At 63.8% G+C, this 18592-nt stretch carries 18 protein-coding genes; 6 read left to right on the top strand and 12 right to left on the bottom strand.

Annotated features, from left to right (window positions below; genetic code table 11):
• Positions 1-52: 52 nt before the first annotated feature.
• From ACE03M_RS16200 to ACE03M_RS16190, 3 genes are all read right to left on the bottom strand, one after another.
• Positions 53-2176 (bottom strand): HNH endonuclease signature motif containing protein, encoded by a 2124-nt coding sequence (locus ACE03M_RS16200; protein ID WP_485935063.1) that lies wholly within the window; start codon positions 2174-2176, stop codon positions 53-55.
• A 252-nt stretch (positions 2177-2428) separates the two neighbouring features.
• Entirely contained in the window at positions 2429-3106 is a 678-nt protein-coding gene (locus tag ACE03M_RS16195; RefSeq protein WP_485935062.1) for an HAD family hydrolase, read from the bottom strand.
• Between the two features lie 147 nt (positions 3107-3253).
• Positions 3254-4003 carry a M50 family metallopeptidase gene (locus ACE03M_RS16190; RefSeq protein WP_485935060.1) on the bottom strand — a complete coding sequence of 250 codons (750 nt, stop codon included), beginning with the start codon at positions 4001-4003 and terminating at the stop codon, positions 3254-3256.
• 229 nt (positions 4004-4232) lie between these two features.
• Here ACE03M_RS16190 and ACE03M_RS16185 point away from each other — a divergent pair, with 229 nt between their 5' ends.
• Positions 4233-4913 (top strand): LysE family translocator, encoded by a 681-nt coding sequence (locus ACE03M_RS16185; RefSeq protein ID WP_485935059.1) that lies wholly within the window; start codon positions 4233-4235, stop codon positions 4911-4913.
• A gap of 79 nt (positions 4914-4992) precedes the next feature.
• Here the strand turns inward: ACE03M_RS16185 and ACE03M_RS16180 are convergent, their stop codons facing one another.
• From ACE03M_RS16180 to ACE03M_RS16150, 7 genes are all read right to left on the bottom strand, one after another.
• Complete coding sequence (locus tag ACE03M_RS16180) at positions 4993-6006, bottom strand: sugar phosphate isomerase/epimerase family protein (protein WP_485935057.1); 1014 nt, start codon at positions 6004-6006, stop codon at positions 4993-4995.
• On the bottom strand, positions 6003-7025 hold the full coding sequence (locus tag ACE03M_RS16175; RefSeq protein WP_485935055.1) for a sugar phosphate isomerase/epimerase family protein: 1023 nt from the start codon (positions 7023-7025) through the stop codon (positions 6003-6005). The genes ACE03M_RS16180 and ACE03M_RS16175 overlap by 4 nt, the downstream gene beginning before the upstream one ends.
• Before the next feature lie 81 nt (positions 7026-7106).
• Positions 7107-8318: a substrate-binding domain-containing protein gene (locus ACE03M_RS16170; protein ID WP_485935054.1), complete on the bottom strand. Its 1212-nt coding sequence runs from the start codon at positions 8316-8318 to the stop codon at positions 7107-7109.
• 16 nt (positions 8319-8334) lie between these two features.
• Entirely contained in the window at positions 8335-9456 is a 1122-nt protein-coding gene (locus ACE03M_RS16165) for an ABC transporter permease (RefSeq protein ID WP_485935052.1), read from the bottom strand.
• The gene (locus ACE03M_RS16160; protein WP_485935050.1) at positions 9453-10538 is read right to left on the bottom strand and encodes an ABC transporter permease; all 1086 of its coding nucleotides are present in this window, start codon (positions 10536-10538) and stop codon (positions 9453-9455) included. The genes ACE03M_RS16165 and ACE03M_RS16160 overlap by 4 nt, the downstream gene beginning before the upstream one ends.
• The gene (locus ACE03M_RS16155) at positions 10535-12094 is read right to left on the bottom strand and encodes a sugar ABC transporter ATP-binding protein (protein WP_143922796.1); all 1560 of its coding nucleotides are present in this window, start codon (positions 12092-12094) and stop codon (positions 10535-10537) included. The genes ACE03M_RS16160 and ACE03M_RS16155 overlap by 4 nt, the downstream gene beginning before the upstream one ends.
• Positions 12091-13191, bottom strand: a complete 1101-nt coding sequence (locus ACE03M_RS16150) for a Gfo/Idh/MocA family protein (protein WP_143922795.1) — start codon at positions 13189-13191, stop codon at positions 12091-12093. Before ACE03M_RS16150 ends, ACE03M_RS16155 begins: the two co-directional genes overlap by 4 nt.
• A gap of 109 nt (positions 13192-13300) precedes the next feature.
• On the opposite strand from ACE03M_RS16150, the gene ACE03M_RS16145 reads away from it, so the two are divergent.
• The 4 genes from ACE03M_RS16145 (at position 13301) to ACE03M_RS16130 (ending at position 17074) form a co-directional block, all read left to right on the top strand.
• Entirely contained in the window at positions 13301-14488 is a 1188-nt protein-coding gene (locus ACE03M_RS16145; RefSeq protein ID WP_143922794.1) for an ROK family transcriptional regulator, read from the top strand.
• A 188-nt stretch (positions 14489-14676) separates the two neighbouring features.
• Positions 14677-15516, top strand: a complete 840-nt coding sequence (locus tag ACE03M_RS16140; protein WP_485935046.1) for a PhzF family phenazine biosynthesis protein — start codon at positions 14677-14679, stop codon at positions 15514-15516.
• The gene (locus ACE03M_RS16135) at positions 15513-16610 is read left to right on the top strand and encodes a methyltransferase family protein (RefSeq protein ID WP_485935044.1); all 1098 of its coding nucleotides are present in this window, start codon (positions 15513-15515) and stop codon (positions 16608-16610) included. Before ACE03M_RS16140 ends, ACE03M_RS16135 begins: the two co-directional genes overlap by 4 nt.
• Positions 16611-16642: 32 nt before the next feature.
• Complete coding sequence (locus ACE03M_RS16130) at positions 16643-17074, top strand: YdeI/OmpD-associated family protein (RefSeq protein WP_143922791.1); 432 nt, start codon at positions 16643-16645, stop codon at positions 17072-17074.
• 68 nt (positions 17075-17142) lie between these two features.
• Here the strand turns inward: ACE03M_RS16130 and ACE03M_RS16125 are convergent, their stop codons facing one another.
• Positions 17143-17511: a VOC family protein gene (locus tag ACE03M_RS16125; RefSeq protein WP_143922790.1), complete on the bottom strand. Its 369-nt coding sequence runs from the start codon at positions 17509-17511 to the stop codon at positions 17143-17145.
• Between the two features lie 73 nt (positions 17512-17584).
• Between ACE03M_RS16125 and ACE03M_RS16120 the strand changes: the two genes are divergently transcribed.
• The gene (locus ACE03M_RS16120) at positions 17585-18061 is read left to right on the top strand and encodes a MarR family winged helix-turn-helix transcriptional regulator (protein WP_143922789.1); all 477 of its coding nucleotides are present in this window, start codon (positions 17585-17587) and stop codon (positions 18059-18061) included.
• Between the two features lie 20 nt (positions 18062-18081).
• Here the strand turns inward: ACE03M_RS16120 and ACE03M_RS16115 are convergent.
• The coding region (locus tag ACE03M_RS16115; protein ID WP_485935043.1) for a VanZ family protein at positions 18082-18592 on the bottom strand (511 nt) is incomplete at its 5' end.

Below are 18592 nucleotides of genomic sequence, written 5' to 3'. Positions count from 1 at the left end.
GTGGTGGTGCATGCGCGCCCCCCACCGGCGGCTTTCTACTGGGATCGGAAGTTCAGAATGGCGGTGGACCACCGGCGTCCCAGATCCATTCGTTTTCCTTCGCGCGGTCGTTGAGCATTGAGGTGTTCTTCACCCACCCGGCCTGACCGTCGGCAGCGAGTGGCCCCGGACATTCTTGAGATATTCGCTTGTCGCCATGCCACGGCTCATCTGCCGCACGTGTTTTCGTCCTCGGCGGATCAGATGTGCGGGCAGCCTGTCGCTGCATCTCAACGAACATCTTCGCGTGAGCGGCATTGATCGGATGGTCGCCAGCCGCCACCTCGGTTCTCATTCCGTGTCGAAAGACGTACTGAAGGAATCCTGCGCGGTTCATCCGCACCGAGTATTTGCGATCAGTCTTCGCCTGATGATGCAGTTTGCACAGCGGGTGGAGATTGCCGAATCGGGTAAGCCCGCCTTCTGCCGGATGATCATGGTCGAAGGGCACGATGTGGTCGATCTCCGTGCTCTCTGCCCTGCGCGTGCAACCGGGAATCGTGCATGCCTGCCATTTGGCGATCAAGGTCTGACGGACGTTCTCGGGTATTTGGTAGGTCGTAGCCTTCGCATCGACCGGTGTGCCGCTGGCAGGGTCCGTGAGAATCCGCGTCCAGGACTTCGCATGTCTGGCGACGCGACGCGCAGTATCTGCTGGGATCGGAGAGCCGTCGGAGAACGTGCCGGGAAGTTCTGAGGAGCCAGCGAGCGTGAGGAAGGGGACTGTGGTGATCATCTTGGCCTGCGAGCCCAGCCACTGCTCGTGAGTGGGCATCGTGAGAACGACTTCCACTCTGCTCGCCTCTTCGGCGGCCTCCGAACTGGATCCGCAGGCGGTGGCGGCGGCAGCGTCGCTGGCGCTGGCGCTCGCGTCACCAGCCTCGGTGATACGTTCGTTCACAGCGTTGATGACAGAGGCCGGGCTAGGCGGTTGCTCAGCGGGCACATCGAGAGGAATGTCGTGTGTTGACGTCTCCCCCGTCGTCGTATCGGTCGCAGTGACCTGAATGCTGAGCTGCGGGATGGTTCGCGTGAGAATGTCGAACATGAGTGCGTCAATTCCCCGGTCATCGTCGATCTCGGTGCCCGGCGCCAGCTGGTCACCGAAGGCCGCAATGTTCCCGGACCGTATCGCTCGCGCAAAGGCCGCTATTCGCAGATAGCAGGCCTGCAGTTCGGGCGCTGGTCCAGCCAAGGTGAGGAACGCAGTTCCATCGGCGGTCGTCGTTATATCGACACGTCGACGCTTGCTCGCCTCTTCCACACGTTCCTCAAGAGGTTCGACGACTGCGATCTTCATGCCCAAAGACTTCTTGAAGGTTTCGAGCGTGATGTCCGCGCGACGATCCGCAAGGTAGTCGTCGATGAGAGGGAGGTTCTCAAACTTGATGTCCCTGCAGGCATGAGCGGTGGCATGGGCGTGTTCGATCGTGAACTCGCCGGCGAGGCAGCGCGCAAAGAATTTGGGCAGCCCATGCAAGAGAATCATCGCCGAGGTTATCTGGGAATACGCCCGCGCGGTCGTCGTCCCCAGAACGGCTGTGAACTCCGCGATGTCTTCGGCCTGGGAGAGTTCGTGAACCCAGCCGTAGAACGTCTGGTCCAGCCTGAACCGAGGAAAGGACGGGAGTTGCCGCTTGCCCTTTTTGGGGTTTTCCGGGTTCTTGGACTTCGCAGCTCCGGAAGAGCGGCGGTCACGCTGGAACCGGCGAACGGTTTCGGCGATCGTCGCGTGAGCATATGGCTGCCCAGGATGAGGATTGTGGAGGCGCAGATTCTCTACAGTTTCATTGAAGAAGAGTTCAGCAGAGACGTCCAGTGCCCATAGCTGCGCCTGATCGCTCGCGGCGAATACTTTCGCAGCGTCCGCAAAAGGTGAATCCGCATCAATGCGGAGGCGGCGAGAGAAATGAGTTGGCCCGCGGGCCGCTCCGCCAGCATCAGCACCTGTATTGGTATCGGCACCTGTATCGGTATCGGCGCCAGCGGTAGATGCCGGACCATTCTCGTCGCCCGAAGTGGACCCATCGGAGTTTGAAGTGGCATTGGGTTGAGGCTTCTCAGCGCAATGAGAGGTTCCATCGGAGTCACGAGCAGGTTCGGAACCGGTGCTGTCGGATTCGGAGGGGAACTTCACTGGTGGTCACCTGATCTTCACGTCGATGTGAGTGCCTACCTCAATTCTAGTCGTGATCGTCAGTGATTAACATCACGATTCGATAACAAACGATATATTCGTTCGATCTTTATTCGATCATGAAGCCATAATGGACGTAAGAGAGAGGATCTTTTCAACCATCACCTACTCCCTCAACCGGCCAACCACCTGACACCGCAGTCCAGGGAATCCCGCGCGTACCTGAGCATCCCGCGCGCTTCTGAGCACACCTCAGCGCAAGAGCAGGCCCGGCAGCTGCTCCATCGCAGTGAAGATCTCATGGGCTCCCACGCCTTCGAGCGCCTCGGGTCTCTGATGGACTGGCGAGTCGGGGCAGAAACCGAGCACGTGTGCGCCAGCCGCAACTCCTGCCGTCACACCGGTCGGCGAATCCTCGATCACTGCTGTCTCCACAGGATCGACGCCGAGAGCATCGGCGGCCGCCAGATACACGTCCGGCGCCGGCTTCGACTGAGGCAGCTCCATTCCGGAGAAGATCCGACCGTCGAAGACGTCGAAGAGCCCGATCTTCTGCAGCTGCAGGTTGATCTTGGGGCGGTCAGCGCTCGACGCGCACGCGATCCGACCGGGGTATGCCGTGTCAAGGGCACGGACCGCCTCGGCGACTCCCGGTATTGCTTCCAATGAAGCCTCCAGAGCATCATTGCGACGCCCACGGAACACACTCAGCCACTCAGCGTCGATACGGAAACCGGAATGCTCCTCGATGACGTCCACCTCGTCGCGGAGCATCTTCCCGACGAACCGGGACACACATTCCTCTCGCGAGATCTGCCACCCCAGCTCATTGAGCATTTCCCAGAGAACCGTGTTCGTGAGGCGCTCAGAATCGACGAGCACCCCGTCGCAGTCGAACAGCACAGCAGCATACTTCGGGCTCGGATTCATACTCCGATTCTGCCATCCGGCACTGACCCGACTACTCCCGCCCCTGGGCGCGGCCTGCTTCCAGCTCCGACCCAACTGCTTCAAACCCGGCCCGAATGCTGCCGCCCCAGATCCGAACTGCCCCAAGTGACCCTGCGTGACCTCAGATCAGCCAATCGCAATCGTGGACGCCGAGTACAAGATGTATGCGGAGGCGAGCGCGCAGACGATGATCACCAGTGCGAACAGGCTCAGCCAGGCTCCCGCTGGCAGGCTCGAACCCTGGGCGAGGATGTAGGCATCCGACTGTTGAACGTGGCGCCTGCGGGTATGGACGCGGAATACCTTGACGAGATCCTTGAGCGAGCCGATCACCAGGGCCGTTCCCAGGCCGGCGACGAACACGGCGAGCCACTCGACCGGCAGGAATACGACGACGAGCTGCGCGGCCACGGCCGTGACCACGGCGATCAAGGCACCAGCGAGGTTCCGGATGAAGATGAGCGCAACCAGAAGGATGAGCGCCCCAACTGACAGAGCCAGCGGCGCCCACCCCTGAGTCGCCGAGGTGATGAGGACCAATCCAAGGACACCGGGTGCCGGATATCCCCAGAAACCCGACCACGTCGCCGAGAATCCGACCTTGCCAAAGGAGTTCATCTGACCGGAATGGTCGAAATTCAGGGAGATTCCCCTGACGACCCGCCCCGTCATCAATGCGGCGAAGGCGTGGCCGAGTTCGTGCACGAAGGTGACGAACATGCCGAAGAATCGCCAGATTCCCGGCGTCAGCGTGACGAGAAGAGGAATGCCGATGACGAGGAGCAGCTGCACGACATCGGGTTCAAGCCCGTCCTGGCGACCGAACCCGGACGTGATGGCCTCCCACCAGGTTGAAACTCCCTGCTTCAGGTCCATGCACGCACCTCCGTCGTCAATTGCTCGCTCATAGCGGTCCAGTCTATGAACCGACCCTGAGTGACGTCTTCAGGGTCCGTTCCGAAAGTCCGCACGGCTCCGTTCCGAAAGTCCTACGGGTCCGTCTTCAGGCTCCGTTCCGAAAGTCCGCACGGGTCGTCGGTCATGTGATCGAACTCTCCGCGTCAGACCCTTACCTGCGGTTGAGCCGCGACCATAGAATTCTTCTGTGCCGACCACCGACGCTCTTCTCGCCTTTCTTGCCGCAGCCCTCGTCATCATCGTGATTCCGGGGCCGACGGTGCTCTTCGTCGTCGGCCAATCACTCTCACACGGCAGACGTTCGGGCCTGACGAGCGTGCTCGGCGGCAGCGTCGGCATCATCCCGATCATCGTGGCCGTGGCCTTCGGGGTGGGCACCATCGTCGCCCAATCGGTCGTCATCTTCACGATCGTCAAGATCCTCGGCGCCGGCTACCTCGTATACTTGGGCGTCCAGGGCATCCGACACCGCAAGGTCGGCAATGAGGTGCCCGAGGACCCATCATCGGCGTTGGAGGCTGAAAGCGAAGCGGATTCCTTCGTCCCCGCTGGTCGTGAAGTCACCTATCGCTCGATGTTCATGCAGGGCTTCATCGTCGGCATCTCGAACCCGAAGACCATCATCTTCTTCGTCGCAGCCCTCCCCCAGTTCGTCTCGATCGAGGCCGGGCATGTGCCATTGCAGATGATCTTCCTCGGTCTCCTCTTCCAGGCTCTTGCCCTGTTCTCGGACGGGTCGTGGGCCTTCGTCGCCGGTACCGCGCGCAGCTGGTTCGCTCGCTCGCCGAGGCGGATGTCGCGCATCCGTGGAATCGGCGGCGGCATGCTCATCGGCTTGGGCGGAACCTTGGCCTTCGCCAGCCAGTAGACGGACACCGCTGCGCCCGCTGGTCCGGGTCACTGCGCCCACTGGTCCGGGTCACTGCGCTCAGTCATCCGAGCAGCACCTACTGGTTCGAAAACGCGGCATCGAAGGACGCGTCAGGCTTCTTCCACAGCAGTTCACGGATGCGCACGACCGCCTCGGCGGCACCGTGGAGACGATCCATCCCGGCATCTTCCCATTCGATCGAGATCGGTCCGGTGTAGCCGATCGACCTCAGCGCTCGAAACGCATCCTCCCAGTGCATGTCCCCGTGCCCCGTCGACACGAAATCCCACCCTCGCCGAGGATCACCCCAGGGAAGATGCGAACCGAGGATGCCGCTTCGCCCGCTCGCAGGCCGAAGTCGTGTGTCTTTGCAGTCGACGTGGTAGATGCGATCGGCGAAGTCGGTGATGAAGCCGATCGTGTCCAGGCCCTGCCACAGCAGGTGGCTTGGGTCCCAGTTGAGGCCGAAGGCTTCCCGGTGTTCGATGCACTCCAGTGCCCGCACCGTCGTCCAGTAGTCGTAGGCGATCTCAGACGGATGAACCTCGTGAGCAAAGCGCACCCCCTCACCATCGAAGACGTCGAGGATCGGATTCCACCGAGTTGCGAAGTCCTCGTAGCCGGCATCGATGACCTCGGCTGGGACAGGCGGGAACATCGCCACAAACGGCCAGATCTTCGATCCCGTGAACCCGACTACAGTGTCTACACCGAGCTTTCGGGCTACCCGGGCTGCCCGCTTCATATCTTCAGCGGCTCGTCGGCGCACCCCTTCCGCATCGCCGTCGCCCCAGACGTAGTCACGCACGATCGCCTGATGGCGGAAATCGATCGGGTCGTCGCACACGGCCTGGCCTGCCAGGTGGTTCGAGATCGCCCACACTTTGAGACCGTACCTGTCCAGAACATCGAGGCGTGACTGCAGGTACGCAGTATCTTCGTCAGCCCTGGCGAGGTCGAGATGATCGCCGGAACACGCGATCTCCAGCCCGTCATAGCCCCAGGATGCCGCCAGCCGAGCTACCTCCTCGAACGGCATATCGGCCCATTGACCCGTGAATAGAGTGACTGGATGAGATGAATCGGTCATTGCTGCTCCCTCGCAGATATATTCGCTGCCTTGTCCGCCGGGCTCGTGTCCGCCGGGCTCGTGTCCGCCGGGACCTTGTCCGCCGGGACCCTGTCCGCCGAATCCCCGTCGGCCGCGTCCCCGTCGGCTGAATTCCTGCCCGCCGCTCCCGTACCGGAAGCCCGCGAAAGCTGCAGTTCGGTGAGGAATTCGGCGCTGGATCTTGCCAGTTCGTCTTGGGTCCTTGCCAGGGGACGCCAGATGGACGCAGCCACGGCGATGGTGTCGTTGTCTGCGGTGAAGCTCTCCAGTGTCAGCGGTCCCGCGTAGGCGATGTCATCGAGAGCATCGAGAAAGGATTCCCAGTCGGTGTGGTCCCCGCCCACGGCCCCGCGATCGTTGCCGCATACCTGCACGACCCGACAATGTTCCCCGGCGGCCCGGATCGCGGCTGCCGGGGAACGCTCCTCGATGTTGAGGTGATAGCTGTCCAGAGCCAGCCCGACACCACGGTCCAGCAGGGGTTCGAGAGCATGAAGGGCCTGGTCGACGGTGTTGATGATACTGGTCTCGTACCGGTTGAGAGGTTCCACAGCCAAGGTCACGCTGCGTTCGGCGGCATAGTCGGCAACGGGGCGCAGTGCCTCCCGAAGCACCTCCACGACCCGGCTCCGATCGCCCGCATCCATCCGCCAGACTCGGCCGGTTGCGGCCGTGAACGGACCGGCCACCGTGGGCGAGCCCACGGCGAGAGCCACATCCACACAGTGCCGGAGGTAGTCCTGGGTATCCGCACGATACAGCGGGTCGATGAGGTCACGACCGGGACCCATCGCCCCCACGATCCGCGCACCCATTCCGAACCCGGCAAGCACCTCAGCGGCGGAGTTCGGGTCCCAGTCACCCGGGTTCTCCACGGGCAGTTCCAGCAGACCGAACCCGAATCGTCGGGCTCGGTCCGCCAGATCGCCGAGGTTCTCCGTCGTCAGCGGAGACGTCCACACCCAGGTGTTGACGCCGATCTCACGGGGTCCGATCATGTCCTCACTCCCGTTCATCCGCACACGCCGTCCATCCGCACTCCCGTTCATCCGCACACGCCGATCATCCCCATGGCCCGATCAGGGAATGACTCGGTCCTGCCACACCTGCGGATATCCGGCCATGTCCTCGCCGCCGAACTTCGCATAGTGGCCATCGGGCATTCCCTTGTTCCGGTCAAGGTACTCATCGAGGTCCTCGGCCGTGATCGGGCTCTGGGGCAGCACCCATTCGGTCGGGACGTCCTCACCTTGGAAGATCTTCTCCGCGGCCAGCAGCGGGGTTCGCCACTGGAAGTTCGTGTACACGGGAGCCAGAGCGGTCATCTCGGTGTCCTTCCACTTCCGCAGGAAGCTCAGCTCGTCCTCGCCGGTCATCACCGGGTAGTCCTTGCCAGCATCCTCGAATGCTTCGATCGCGGATACGGCGCCGTCTCCCGCATCCATCCAGATGCCCTGGACGTCGCCCTTCGCCAGCTCATCGGAGACGACCTTCTTGATCTCGGCCGGGTCACCTTCGGTGAAGTAGTCGACGACCTCGATTCCGGCCTCACCGAAGAGCTTGTCTGCTGCCGCCCAGCGCTGTTCGAGCACGTCGACACCGGGCAGAATCCGCAGCGCAACGACCTTGTCGCCCTCGCTGAGGTTGTCGATGAGGAACTGCGAGGTGTCGATGCCCCATGCAAATCCGCCGATCGGGTGGATGAACGTCACGGCGCAGTCCGTTTCGACACCACGGTCGAAGACGATCACGGGCTTGTCTGTCTTGCATGCGCGCTCGACGGCCGGTGTGATCGCGGCCGTCGAGTTGGGCGAGATGATGAAGCCATCGCAGTTGCCTTCGGCGATGAAGTAGTCGATGTCCGCAATCTGCGTATCATCGTTGTCCTGAGCATCACGCGTCTCCATCTCAGTGATGACACCGTTCTTCTTCAGCTCCTTGAGCTGCTCGTTCATCGTGATCCACCCGGTCTGGCGCCAGGGGTTGGAGATCGATGCATTCGCGAAGCACATCTTCTTCCCACCATCGGACTTGAACTCCGAGGTGTCGCCCATCTTCGGGTTGATCATCTGCAGGTAGGGCTTGTCCTCCGGGCCATCCGGTTCGACCTCACGCTGCTTGAGCTGCTGGTCGTAGAGCTCCTGGTCGAACCATTCCTCGGCCGGTGCCTCCTCCTGCGCACCTTCGCCTTCGTCCGCCGGTTCCACAGACGGGTCGGTCGTGCACCCCGCCAATGCGATGAGAGCGGCGGCGCTGGCAATGCCGAGCGCGCTCCTCAGTCCTCTTCTCATGATGTTCTCTCCCTTGTCATTTCCGTGCGGCTTCGTCGCCGCCGGTGAGTTGGATCGGCGAAGGTGTCCCCGCCGAGGTTGTGCTTGGGTCGGTCTGTTCATTCGTCGGGCTCGTGGTCGCCGAAGTGGCAGGCCGTCTGCGCTTCTTCGCGAAGACCACACCGGAGTATGCGACCGCAGCGATGATGATGGCTCCCTGGATCGCGTCGCGCATCGTTGCCGGCACCGAGGTGAAGTTGAGCAGGGTGAAGAGCGACTCGAGCGTGAAGGCTCCGATCAGTGCGCCGAGGACGGTTCCCCGTCCGCCGCCGAGGACCACGCCTCCCAGAACGACTGCCGTGATGGCGGTGAATTCGTAGCCCTGGCCGACTGAGGGATGGACCCCGGCATAGCCGGCGAGGAGCACTCCTGCCACTGTCGCTGCGAGGGAGGACAGGACGAAGGCGAGAGTCTTCGTCCTCCACACGTTCGCTCCGGCGAAGGCCACCGCCTCTGCGTTGTCGCCGATGGCGACCACGGTCCTGCCGAAGGGTCTCCGGGAGATCCACACGGCGAAGACGATGACTGCCACCAGAATCAGGACGGCATAGGGCAGGAGGCCGAAGATCGGGACCCCCTCTATCCCGCCCCGGCCGAGTTGCCGGAAGGATTCGGCGGGATTGCCTGTCGCTGCTCCGCCCGTCCACCACATGACTGCGCCGTGGATGACGAGCATCGTGCCGAGGGTGACGATGAACGAGGGGACCTTGAGCAGCGTCGTGGCCAGCCCGTTGACGATGCCGACGACGACGCCGATGACCAGCATGATGATGAGCACCGGCACCGTCTTCGAGTCGTCCTCGCCGATGAGATGGCCAGCGGTCATCACCTGCGCGGTGACCACTGCGCCCATCGACAGGTCGAATTCGCCGCTGACGATGACGAAGTACTGGCCGATGGCGACGATGACCACGGGCGAGACCCGCTGGATGAAGCGCATGAGCGCACCCGGCTCTGCGAAACTCGGGTTGAGGACGACGATGGCGATCAGGATGACGATGAGGAGGACGACCACGGCTCCCCGCGGATCCACAGCCCGTTCGATCAGTCGACGAAGTCCCCCATCGCCGAGGCGGGTCTCCGGAGTTCTCGGAATCATCCTCGGCTCCCTTCACGGTCGGTCTCGGTGTCACGCTCGGGGTCACGCTCGGTCTCGGGGTCACGCTCGGGCACAGCCCCGGTGGCGATGTTCGGTCCCGGCGGCGCATCGGCGAAGCGGATTCTGCGGGCGATGACCCGGCGGCGAGCGTAGAGCGCCACGGCGATGATGATGACGAGCCCGCGGATGACGTCCTTGAGGAAGGGGTTGAACTGCATGACGCTCATGAGATTGTCGAGGACTGCGAAGATCGCGACACCGCCGATGGTCCCCCAGATCGAACCGCGTCCGCCCATGAGAACGGTTCCGCCGAGGACCACCGCGGCGATCGAGAGCAGATCGTAGCTGCCCTGTGAGCCGACGGTCGGGCTGCCTACACCCAGGCGACTCGCCAGCAGCAGACCCGCCAATCCCGCACAGACGGAACTGCCGATGTGAGCTCCGATCAGTGGCAGGCGCTGCCGGACGCCGGAGAGTCGGGCGACCTCCGAGTTGCCGCCGACGGCAAACAGATGGTGGCCGAATCTGGTCCGGACCAGGAGGAATGCCACGAGGCCGGCGAGGGCGAGCATGACGATCGTCGAGATCGGCACCGGTCCGACGCCGGTGGCGCCGAAGAGCTGGAATGACCAGGGAACACTGCCCTCTGTGCCCTGGTAGTTCGTGTCCAGATACCCCTTGAGGATGAGACCGACTCCCAGAGTCGCAACGAAACCGTGGACTCCGAGGATGGTGACGATGAGACCGTTGGCCAGACCGATGCAGGCCGTGACCACCAACGTCAGCAGCACCGCAGGGAGGACCATCGCATCGCTGCCGTTCATCGTCTGCGCTGCGACCAGACTGGCCAAGCTCATGACATAGGGAACGGAGAGGTCAAGGGATGCTCCGAGGATCACGAGCGTCTGTCCGATGGCGACGAAACCCAAGACGCTCATCCCGGTGAGAATGTCACGGACATTGCCCGGGCTGAAGAAGTTGCGACCGGTCGTGGCCACGAGGACGGCACCGATGATGAGCACTCCGATGAGTGCGAGATAGATGAGTGCGGTGGTATCGAGGCGACGCAGCTGGGTTCTCATCGTTCCCCCACCTCCCGGGAGTCAGCGCTGGCCCGGGAGTCAGCGCTGACGTGCGCGTCATCACCGACCACCTGGGCCTCGGTGCCGGTGGCCAGGGCCAGGACCTCTTCCTCCGTCGAACTCGGAGGAAGCTCCCCGGCGATTCGGCCATCCGACATGACGAGAACCCGATCAGACATTCCCAGGACCTCGGGAAGTTCGCTGGAGACGAGGACGATCGCCACACCTCGGCGGGCGAGGCTGCGGATCAGCTTGTAGACCGCGACCTTCGCGCCGACGTCGATTCCTCGGGTCGGTTCGTCGAGCAGCACCACACGTGGGGAGGTGGCCAGCCATTTGGCCAGAACGACCTTCTGCTGGTTGCCGCCCGACAGCGCTCGGACCTCCTGGTCCGCGTTGCGGCTGATGACCTCGAGAGATTCGAGGATCCCCGGGATCTCGGCGCGCATACCGGAAGTGCGGGAGGGGAAGACAGCGCGGATCGCCAGCAGCGCATTGTCGAGAATGGATTGGGAGAGCACCAGACCTGTGCCCTTGCGGTCCTCCGTGACCAGAGCCAGACCCCGCCGGACGCCCTGTCGGGCGGAGGCGATGCGGACCGCCTCGCCGTCGAGGTGCAGCGTACCGCGGGTGAACGGCTCAGCACCGAAGACCGCGGACAGCAGTTCCGACCGTCCCGAACCCTGCAGGCCGGCCAGCCCGAGGATCTCACCGGCGCGCAGGTCGAGGGCGATGCCGTCAAGCTGTTCGTTGCCTCCGCCGGTCACCGAGAGCACTGTGTCGCCGATCTCCGTTCCCGTCTCGGCCTCGGGAAAGAACGTGCTGATGGGCCTGCCGACCATGGCGCGCACGAGCCCCGCCTGATCCATCTGGGACGCCGGTTCGCTGGTGACGAGAGCACCGTCCTTCATCACGGTGATCGTGTCGCAGAGGTCGAAGACCTCCTGCAGTCTGTGCGAGACGTAGATGATCGCCACGCCCTTGGATTTGAGAGTCTCGATGACCCGGTAGAGGACTGCAACCTCATTGTCGGACAGCGCCGCGGTGGGTTCGTCCATGGAGATCACCCGGGCATCGACGGAGAGTGCTTTGATGATCTCGACGATCTGCTGTTCGGCCACGGTCAGCCAGCCGACCTTCGCATCGGGGGTGATTCCCTGAACGTCGAGTTCATCGAGGAGAGTCTGGGTCTTCGACCGCATCGTGCGCACATCGACAAGGCCGCGTCTTCGGGGCTCTCGACCCAAGAAGACGTTCTGCGCGACGGTGCGATCGGGCAGCAGGTTGAATTCCTGAAAGACCGTCGCCACGCCTGCCCGGCCGGCATCGACGGGATGGGAGAAGTCGACGACCTGGCCATCGATGCGCACCTCGCCGCCGTCCCTGCGGTAGACGCCGGCGATGATCTTCATCAGCGTGGACTTTCCGGCTCCGTTCTCCCCGACAAGGCCGTGGACCGTGCCGGCGTGCACCTCGAGCGCGATATCGTGCAGCACTTCGACTCCGAAGAACTGTTTGCTGATCCCCGTGGCGCGCAGCACCGGTGCATCGGTCATGGCGCTTCGACCTCGACCCACGTGCGCTCGGCTGCCGATGTGAGCACGGCTTCTGTCACGGATGCCGCGCGAACGCCGTCGGCCAAGGTCGGCACACCTTCACGCTCCTCACCGGCGAAGACAGCGTAGGAATCGGCGACGAATGCATTGAATGCATCCTGATAGCCCTGCGGATGTCCTGCCGGGACCCTGCACAGCCGAGCGGCATCGGCCGACAGGACCTCTGGGTCGCGCATCAAGAGCAGACTGCCGGCACGACGGCCCACCCACAGCTCTTCGGGCTGCTCTTGGGCGAATCGCAGACTTTCCTTGGATCCCGCGACCTCGATGACGAGGCCGTTCTTACGTCCCGGCGCGAGCTGGGAGATGAGGACCGAGCCGATTCCACCGCCGCTCATCTCGACCGTCATCGCAACTGTGTCTTCCGTGGTCACCGTCGCTCCGCCTCGGCGGGGGTGGACGGTTCTCGTCGTTGCGACCAGGGACACTATGCGTTCGTCGGTGATGAACTCGATGAGATCGACGAGGTGGGAGCCGATGTCCGCGAAGGCGCGGGAGGGGCCTCCGGAGCCGGCATCGACACGCCAGTTGTCGTCATCGGCGCTGAGCATCCAATCCTGAAGATAGCTGGCATCGATGGTCAGCAGAGCCCCGGTGTCTCCTCGCCGGATTCGGGCGCGGGCCTCACGCACCATCGGGTGATAGCGGTAGACGAACGGAACGGTTCCGCCCAGTCCCAACGATGTCGCATGCTCGAGGATCGAGCGCGCGGTGGCTGCGTCAACGGCCAGCGGCTTCTCGCAGATGATGTGGGAGCCGGAGTCGAGGGCTCGCCGTGAGTGTTCGGCGTGGGTGCTGTTCGGGGTGCAGACATGGACGACGTCGAGCTCGTGGTCGAAGAGATCGTCACCGGTCGCGGCTGCCCGGTAGCCGAGTTCAGCTGCAGCGCTGCGGCTGCCGGCGGCGCTCGAGCTTGCGATCACCTCGAGGTGAGCTCCGGCGGCGCGAGCGGCACGGGTATGCGTGCGGGCCATGAAGCCGCCACCCACCATCCCGATTCGAGGTGGAGGGGCGAAAGCCTGGGCGACAGTGTCCATGAATCATTCTGATGCCAGCTTGCCTACTTCTGTCAAGCCTTTTTTAAAAGTAAGTTATCAATCGTCACCTTTGGGCAATGTGCTTTACCGAATGTGCTTTACTGAAGGGATGAGCCAGGTGACAGTTTCGCAAGCCCCTGACCTGTCGCATGCCGGCGGGCTCTTCCAGCTCCTGCGCGACGGTCAGCCGCGGACTCGGGCCGATCTGGCGAAGTCGACCGGTCTCTCACGTCCCACCGTCGCGCAGAGGATCGACCAGCTTCTCGGCCTGGGGCTCATCACCCCCGTCAGCGACGCCGTGTCGACAGGCGGCCGGCCGAGCTCGCAGTTCGCCTTCAATCCTCGAGCCAGAGTGGTCGTCGCCGCGGACTTCGGCGCCTCACACGCTCGGCTGGCGGTGACGGATCTGACCGGCGCCGTCCTCGCGGAACTCGGCGAGGAACGCGAGATCTCCGAAGGACCCGTCAGCGCCATAGAGTGGCTGACCACTTCGGCGCTGCGCCTGCTCGCCGAGGCTGATCGCAGTGCCGTGGATGTCGTCGGGGTGGGCATCGGCCTGCCCGGTCCGGTCGAATTCTCCTCGGGTCGTCCGATCAATCCGCCGATCATGCCCGGATGGGACCGGTTCGATCTGCCGGGTGCCCTCAAGGAGACGTTCTCCGCCCCGGTTCTCGTCGACAACGACGTCAACATCATGGCCCTCGGCGAACGCAGCTCAGCCTGGCCCGACACCACGGATCTCATCTTCGTCAAGGTCGCCACGGGAATCGGAGCAGGCATCATCTCCGGCGGCTCACTGCGCCGCGGCTCGCACGGAGCCGCGGGTGACATCGGCCACGTCGCCCTGCCTCGCGCGGCCGACGTTCCGTGCGCCTGCGGCAATCGCGGGTGTCTGGAAGCGGTCGCCTCGGGGCGTGCGATTGCGCGCGAGCTCGCGCGGTCGGGGCTGGGGACGAGGACTCCGGCCGACGTGGTGGGGCTCGTCAAGGCCGGTGATCTGGCGGCGATACAGGCCGTCCGTCAGGCCGGCCGCGACCTCGGCGAGGTCCTCACCACATGCGTGAGCCTGATGAATCCCTCCCTCATCCTCATCGGCGGGACCATGGCGCAGGCGGCCGAACATCTCGTGGCCGGTGTTCGCGAAGTCGTCTATGCGCGCTCCATCCCTTTGTCGACCGAACACCTGACGATCGCCCCCTCGCGCGCAGCCGGAGATGCCGCCATACTGGGCGCGGCGCATCTGGCCATCGATGCGGCCCTGTCTCCCGACCGGATCGCTGCCGCCCTCAACCGGTGACGACGACTCGACACACGACAGACCACGTCAACACAAATAGCAGGCTATCTTGTCACTCGCGGTGCCCACAGCGGTTCTGACACTCCGACGCAACAGGACCTGATCCCCCACCTGGAGCTTCACCCCACTACCATGGGAAGTGCGCACCCTCAAGAAACAGCGCCCTTTCAACGAAGGAGTTCCCCCTCTTGCCTCATAATCGAGCATTCGCCCAGGTCGATGTCTTCTCCAGCGAGCCCTTTCGCGGCAACCCTGTGGCCGTGATCCTCGACGCAGAGGGGCTGGCCGATGAGGACATGGCTCGGATCGCGAATTGGACGAATCTTTCGGAGACCACATTCGTCCTCCCACCCAGCGACCCACGCGCCGACTACCGCCTGCGGATCTTCACTCCTGCCCGCGAGCTCCCCTTCGCCGGGCACCCCACACTCGGTTCGGCGGCCGCATGGTTGGAGGCAGGAGGCGTCCCGCGCAGCGAGTCGACCGTGGTCCAGGAGTGCGGTGCCGGACTCGTCAATCTTCGCCGAGGTGGCCAGACCCTGTCGTTCGCCGCTCCCGACCCGATCCGCACAGGTGACCTCGACGAAGGCTTCGTCGAGCAGATCGCCTCCGCACTCCGCATCGACCGCGCAGAGATCCTCGGTCATCAGTGGGTCGACAACGGACCAGGCTGGGCCGCAGTGAGACTGACGAGTGCGCAGCAGGTCCTCGACCTCGAACCTGACTTCTCGCAGATTCCCGACGCCAAGCTCGGCGTCCTGGGTTCCCACCCGGATGAGAGCGAGCATGAGTTCGAGGTCCGAGCGTTCGTCCCCGGCGCAGGCGTGGCCGAGGATCCCGTGACGGGCAGCCTCAATGCCTCAGTCGCGCAGTGGCTCATCGCCTCCGGCATTGCGCCGGAGAAGTACACCGTCACGCAGGGCACCGCGCTCGGACGAGCCGGTGTCGTCTCGATCTCCCATGAAAACGATGAGGTCTGGGTCGGCGGATCCACGACCGTGTGCTTCCGAGGGACGGCGTTCGCATGAGCCGATCGATGAAGATGCCGAGCAGGCACAAAAAGCCCACCGCACAGAACAAGCCGGTGCGGATCTTCCACGGTCGAATGTACTTCGCCCTCCAGGCACTCGCCGGTGCCGCGTGGTGGCTCGGCACCATCACGCTTCCAGCACTGCGTGAGGCGACGCTGGGTGGTCTCAGTCCGCTGCTCGTCGCCATCGTCGACGTCCCGCTGTTCGTCATCGGCTCGGCTCTGGCAGCACTCAACTTCCGCTGGGCCGTCTGGGTGGCCACCGCCTGGACGACTCTCGTCGCCCTCTGCATGGTCATCTATGCCACCATCACCACCGAGGCGGGCCTGGGCGCCGTCCTCATGGTGGCCGCAGCAGTGGGCAGCGTCCTCGCCGGGACACTCATGATCCTCGGCAGGATCCCATCCGAACGCCTCGTCACCGGCCCATTCGCCTTCCGCAGCTCTCACACCCGCGTGAGGTCTCAGCTCCTGATCAGAACCACGATCCAGATCGTGGTCTTCTGGGGCCTGTTCCTCATCGTCATTCCGGGGGTCATCAATTCGTTCGAGGAACGCTGGAACCTGTCCGTGAAGTTCCCGATCCTTGTGATCGTCGCCGGTTTCGCCCTTCTCGCTTTCGGCACCGTCCTCGGCGTGTGGTCTGCGCGGACGATCGCGAACTTCGGTTCCGGTACACCCCTGCCCGCCGCGATGGCCCACCATTTCGTCAAGCGGGGACCGTACGCCTTCGTTCGCAATCCCATGGCCATCGCCGGCATCGTCCAGGGTGTGGCGATCGGGCTCTTCATCGGTTCATGGATGGTCATCGCCTACGCCATAGCCGGTTCTCTGCTGTGGAACTGGCTGATCCGCCCGCACGAGGAAGCCGACCTGCATCAGCGCTTCGGAGCCGAGTACGACGACTACGCGGCACGAGTCTCCTGCTGGATCCCGACGTTCTCACAGGCCGACGAGGACTACGACGACGAGGACGAGGCAGATGCGCGCCGTGCTGAAGTCGATGCGGACCATGCCGCGGACGAACAGGGCCGCGCCGCGGACATCCACGTCGACGCCGACGGGGCCCGCGCCGACCGCAACGACTACTAGAGCACGCGCCCATTCGGGCGTAGGCTTCGGCCATGGTCACCTTCACAACGACTCTCCTGCAGCTGGGCAATAATGTCGGCATCGAGGTGCCCGAGGACATCGTGCTCGGCTTCGGAGTCGGCAAACGAGTCCCGGTCATCGTCACGATCGCCGAGTACTCCTATCCCTCCACGACCGCGGTGATGGGCGGAAAGTTCCTCCTCCCATTGGCCAAGGAACATCGTGAGGCGGCGGGCGTGTCCGGCAACGAGACCCACGAGGTGACACTGACCCACGACACCTCGTCGCGCGAGACCCCGGTTCCCGATGACCTCGCCGAGGCGCTCGACAGTGCCGGCGTCCGTGTGGTCTTCGACGGGCTGGCCCCTTCGAAGCGCAAGGAGCATGTGCGTCAGGTCGAATCGGCAAAGGCCGAGGCCACGCGGGAGCGCCGGATCGCGAAGATCGTCGATTCCCTGGGGTGAGCACCCTGCGAGAGGTCAACATCCCAGGTCACCGTCAGGCACTCCTCAGCCGGCCGGGTGCCGAAGACTCACCTGGCGTCGTGCATGGTCACCGTGTAGCCCTCGGGATCGACGAAGGCGAACGTCAGGCCGAAGGGGCTCGGCGCCGGGGAGCGCAGGATCTCGACCCCTGATTCGACGAGGCGGTCGTGCAGAGCCTGGGCATCATCGCAGTTGAACCACAGCGCCACCCCGATTCCGGGGCGATCGACCGAGTCGAGATCAACGCCGGGCAATGGCTCACGCACGGCGAACGATATCGGAGAGGTCGCGAAGACCACCGCTCCGGGCGGCCCTGCCGGCGCCCGCGTCAGGCCGATCGTCTCCTCGTAGAATTCGGCCGACTTCTCCAGGTCTCGCACCTGCAGTGCGAGGAAATCCGGTCCTGTCACAGTCATGATCGTTCCCATCTCTTGCCGCTGAAATATATGTCAGGGTTCTGACATAAGCAATGTATGTCAGAATACTTACATGAGTCAAGAGCCACCACAGGCACCAGATGCACTCGAAGCCCTGATCGGATATCAGCTCAAGCACCTGCAGTCGGTGCTGCGCTCGCACATGGACGAGGCGCTGCGACCGCTGGGCATCTCAACACCGCAGTATGCCTGCCTCGAGCTGCTGCGTCGGGCTCCGGGAGCGTCGAACTCGGAACTCGCCCGCGGGGCCTTCGTCACCCGGCAGACGATGAATACCCTGCTGAAGGGCCTGCAGGACCGGGGTCTCGTGACGCGGGCGGCGAAAGCTGAAACCGGCAGGGCACTGCCGACGACCCTGACCGATGAAGGAGGGAGGACCCTCGACCGGGCCGTCGAACGTGTTGAGAGGATCTCGGCACTCATGGTCTCCCCGCTCGACGAGGAACTCAAACGCCACCTCGGCGAGGCTCTCGATCTGTGCATCAGCGCCCTCGAGAATGAGGACATGAAGGGCGCACCCGAGAGCTGAGGTCGCCGAGGTGCGGGTCCTCAACGCACGACGCGATCGACCTCGTCCGGTTCATCTCGAGAAGGCAGCAGGACCATGAGGACCAGCGCGAGGACGGCACCGATCACGGCACCGAGCGTGTTCGTGATGAGATCGCTGATCGTGCCGTAGCGAGTGGGCGAGAGCAGAGTCACCTGGGCCCCCTCGATCAGGCACGTGAAGGCCGCGCCCGCCACCCAACCGACCCACCAGCGCCGACGCCCCATCTGCAGTGCGAGCAGGAATCCGAAGGGAACGAACATGGCGACATTCGCCAGCTTCTCGACGAGTGTATAAGTCAGCCATGACGTCACCTGATGATCGGCGAAGAACTGGAGCAGCCTGCCGATCGGACCCGCCGGGCTGACGTCGAGCTGGTAGGGGGTCAGCGTCATGAAGCCGATGAAGACGGTGTAGAAGATCAGCAGCACCAGGGGCATATCGCCCATCCGTCTCTGCCGACTCGCCATGCGGCTCAGACTACCGCCGATACCTGATGACAGCGCCCCGCTT

It is taken from the genome of Brevibacterium sp. AGC70 (assembly GCF_057334195.1).
This window is presented reverse-complemented; position numbering and strand designations above follow the sequence as displayed.

Excerpts from the sequence above, each read along its gene's own strand:
- ACE03M_RS16195 (WP_485935062.1), bottom strand. The coding sequence starts at position 3,106 with ATGAATCCGAGCCCGAAGTATGCTGCTGTGCTGTTCGACTGCGACGGG.
- ACE03M_RS16190 (WP_485935060.1), bottom strand. The coding sequence starts at position 4,003 with ATGGACCTGAAGCAGGGAGTTTCAACCTGGTGGGAGGCCATCACGTCC.
- ACE03M_RS16180 (WP_485935057.1), bottom strand. The coding sequence starts at position 6,006 with ATGACCGATTCATCTCATCCAGTCACTCTATTCACGGGTCAATGGGCC.
- ACE03M_RS16175 (WP_485935055.1), bottom strand. The coding sequence starts at position 7,025 with ATGATCGGACCCCGTGAGATCGGCGTCAACACCTGGGTGTGGACGTCT.
- ACE03M_RS16170 (WP_485935054.1), bottom strand. The coding sequence starts at position 8,318 with ATGAGAAGAGGACTGAGGAGCGCGCTCGGCATTGCCAGCGCCGCCGCT.
- ACE03M_RS16165 (WP_485935052.1), bottom strand. The coding sequence starts at position 9,456 with ATGATTCCGAGAACTCCGGAGACCCGCCTCGGCGATGGGGGACTTCGT.
- ACE03M_RS16160 (WP_485935050.1), bottom strand. The coding sequence starts at position 10,538 with ATGAGAACCCAGCTGCGTCGCCTCGATACCACCGCACTCATCTATCTC.
- ACE03M_RS16155 (WP_143922796.1), bottom strand. The coding sequence starts at position 12,094 with ATGACCGATGCACCGGTGCTGCGCGCCACGGGGATCAGCAAACAGTTC.
- ACE03M_RS16150 (WP_143922795.1), bottom strand. The coding sequence starts at position 13,191 with ATGGACACTGTCGCCCAGGCTTTCGCCCCTCCACCTCGAATCGGGATG.
- ACE03M_RS16145 (WP_143922794.1), top strand. The coding sequence starts at position 13,301 with ATGAGCCAGGTGACAGTTTCGCAAGCCCCTGACCTGTCGCATGCCGGC.
- ACE03M_RS16135 (WP_485935044.1), top strand. The coding sequence starts at position 15,513 with ATGAGCCGATCGATGAAGATGCCGAGCAGGCACAAAAAGCCCACCGCA.
- ACE03M_RS16130 (WP_143922791.1), top strand. The coding sequence starts at position 16,643 with ATGGTCACCTTCACAACGACTCTCCTGCAGCTGGGCAATAATGTCGGC.
- ACE03M_RS16125 (WP_143922790.1), bottom strand. The coding sequence starts at position 17,511 with ATGACTGTGACAGGACCGGATTTCCTCGCACTGCAGGTGCGAGACCTG.
- ACE03M_RS16120 (WP_143922789.1), top strand. The coding sequence starts at position 17,585 with ATGAGTCAAGAGCCACCACAGGCACCAGATGCACTCGAAGCCCTGATC.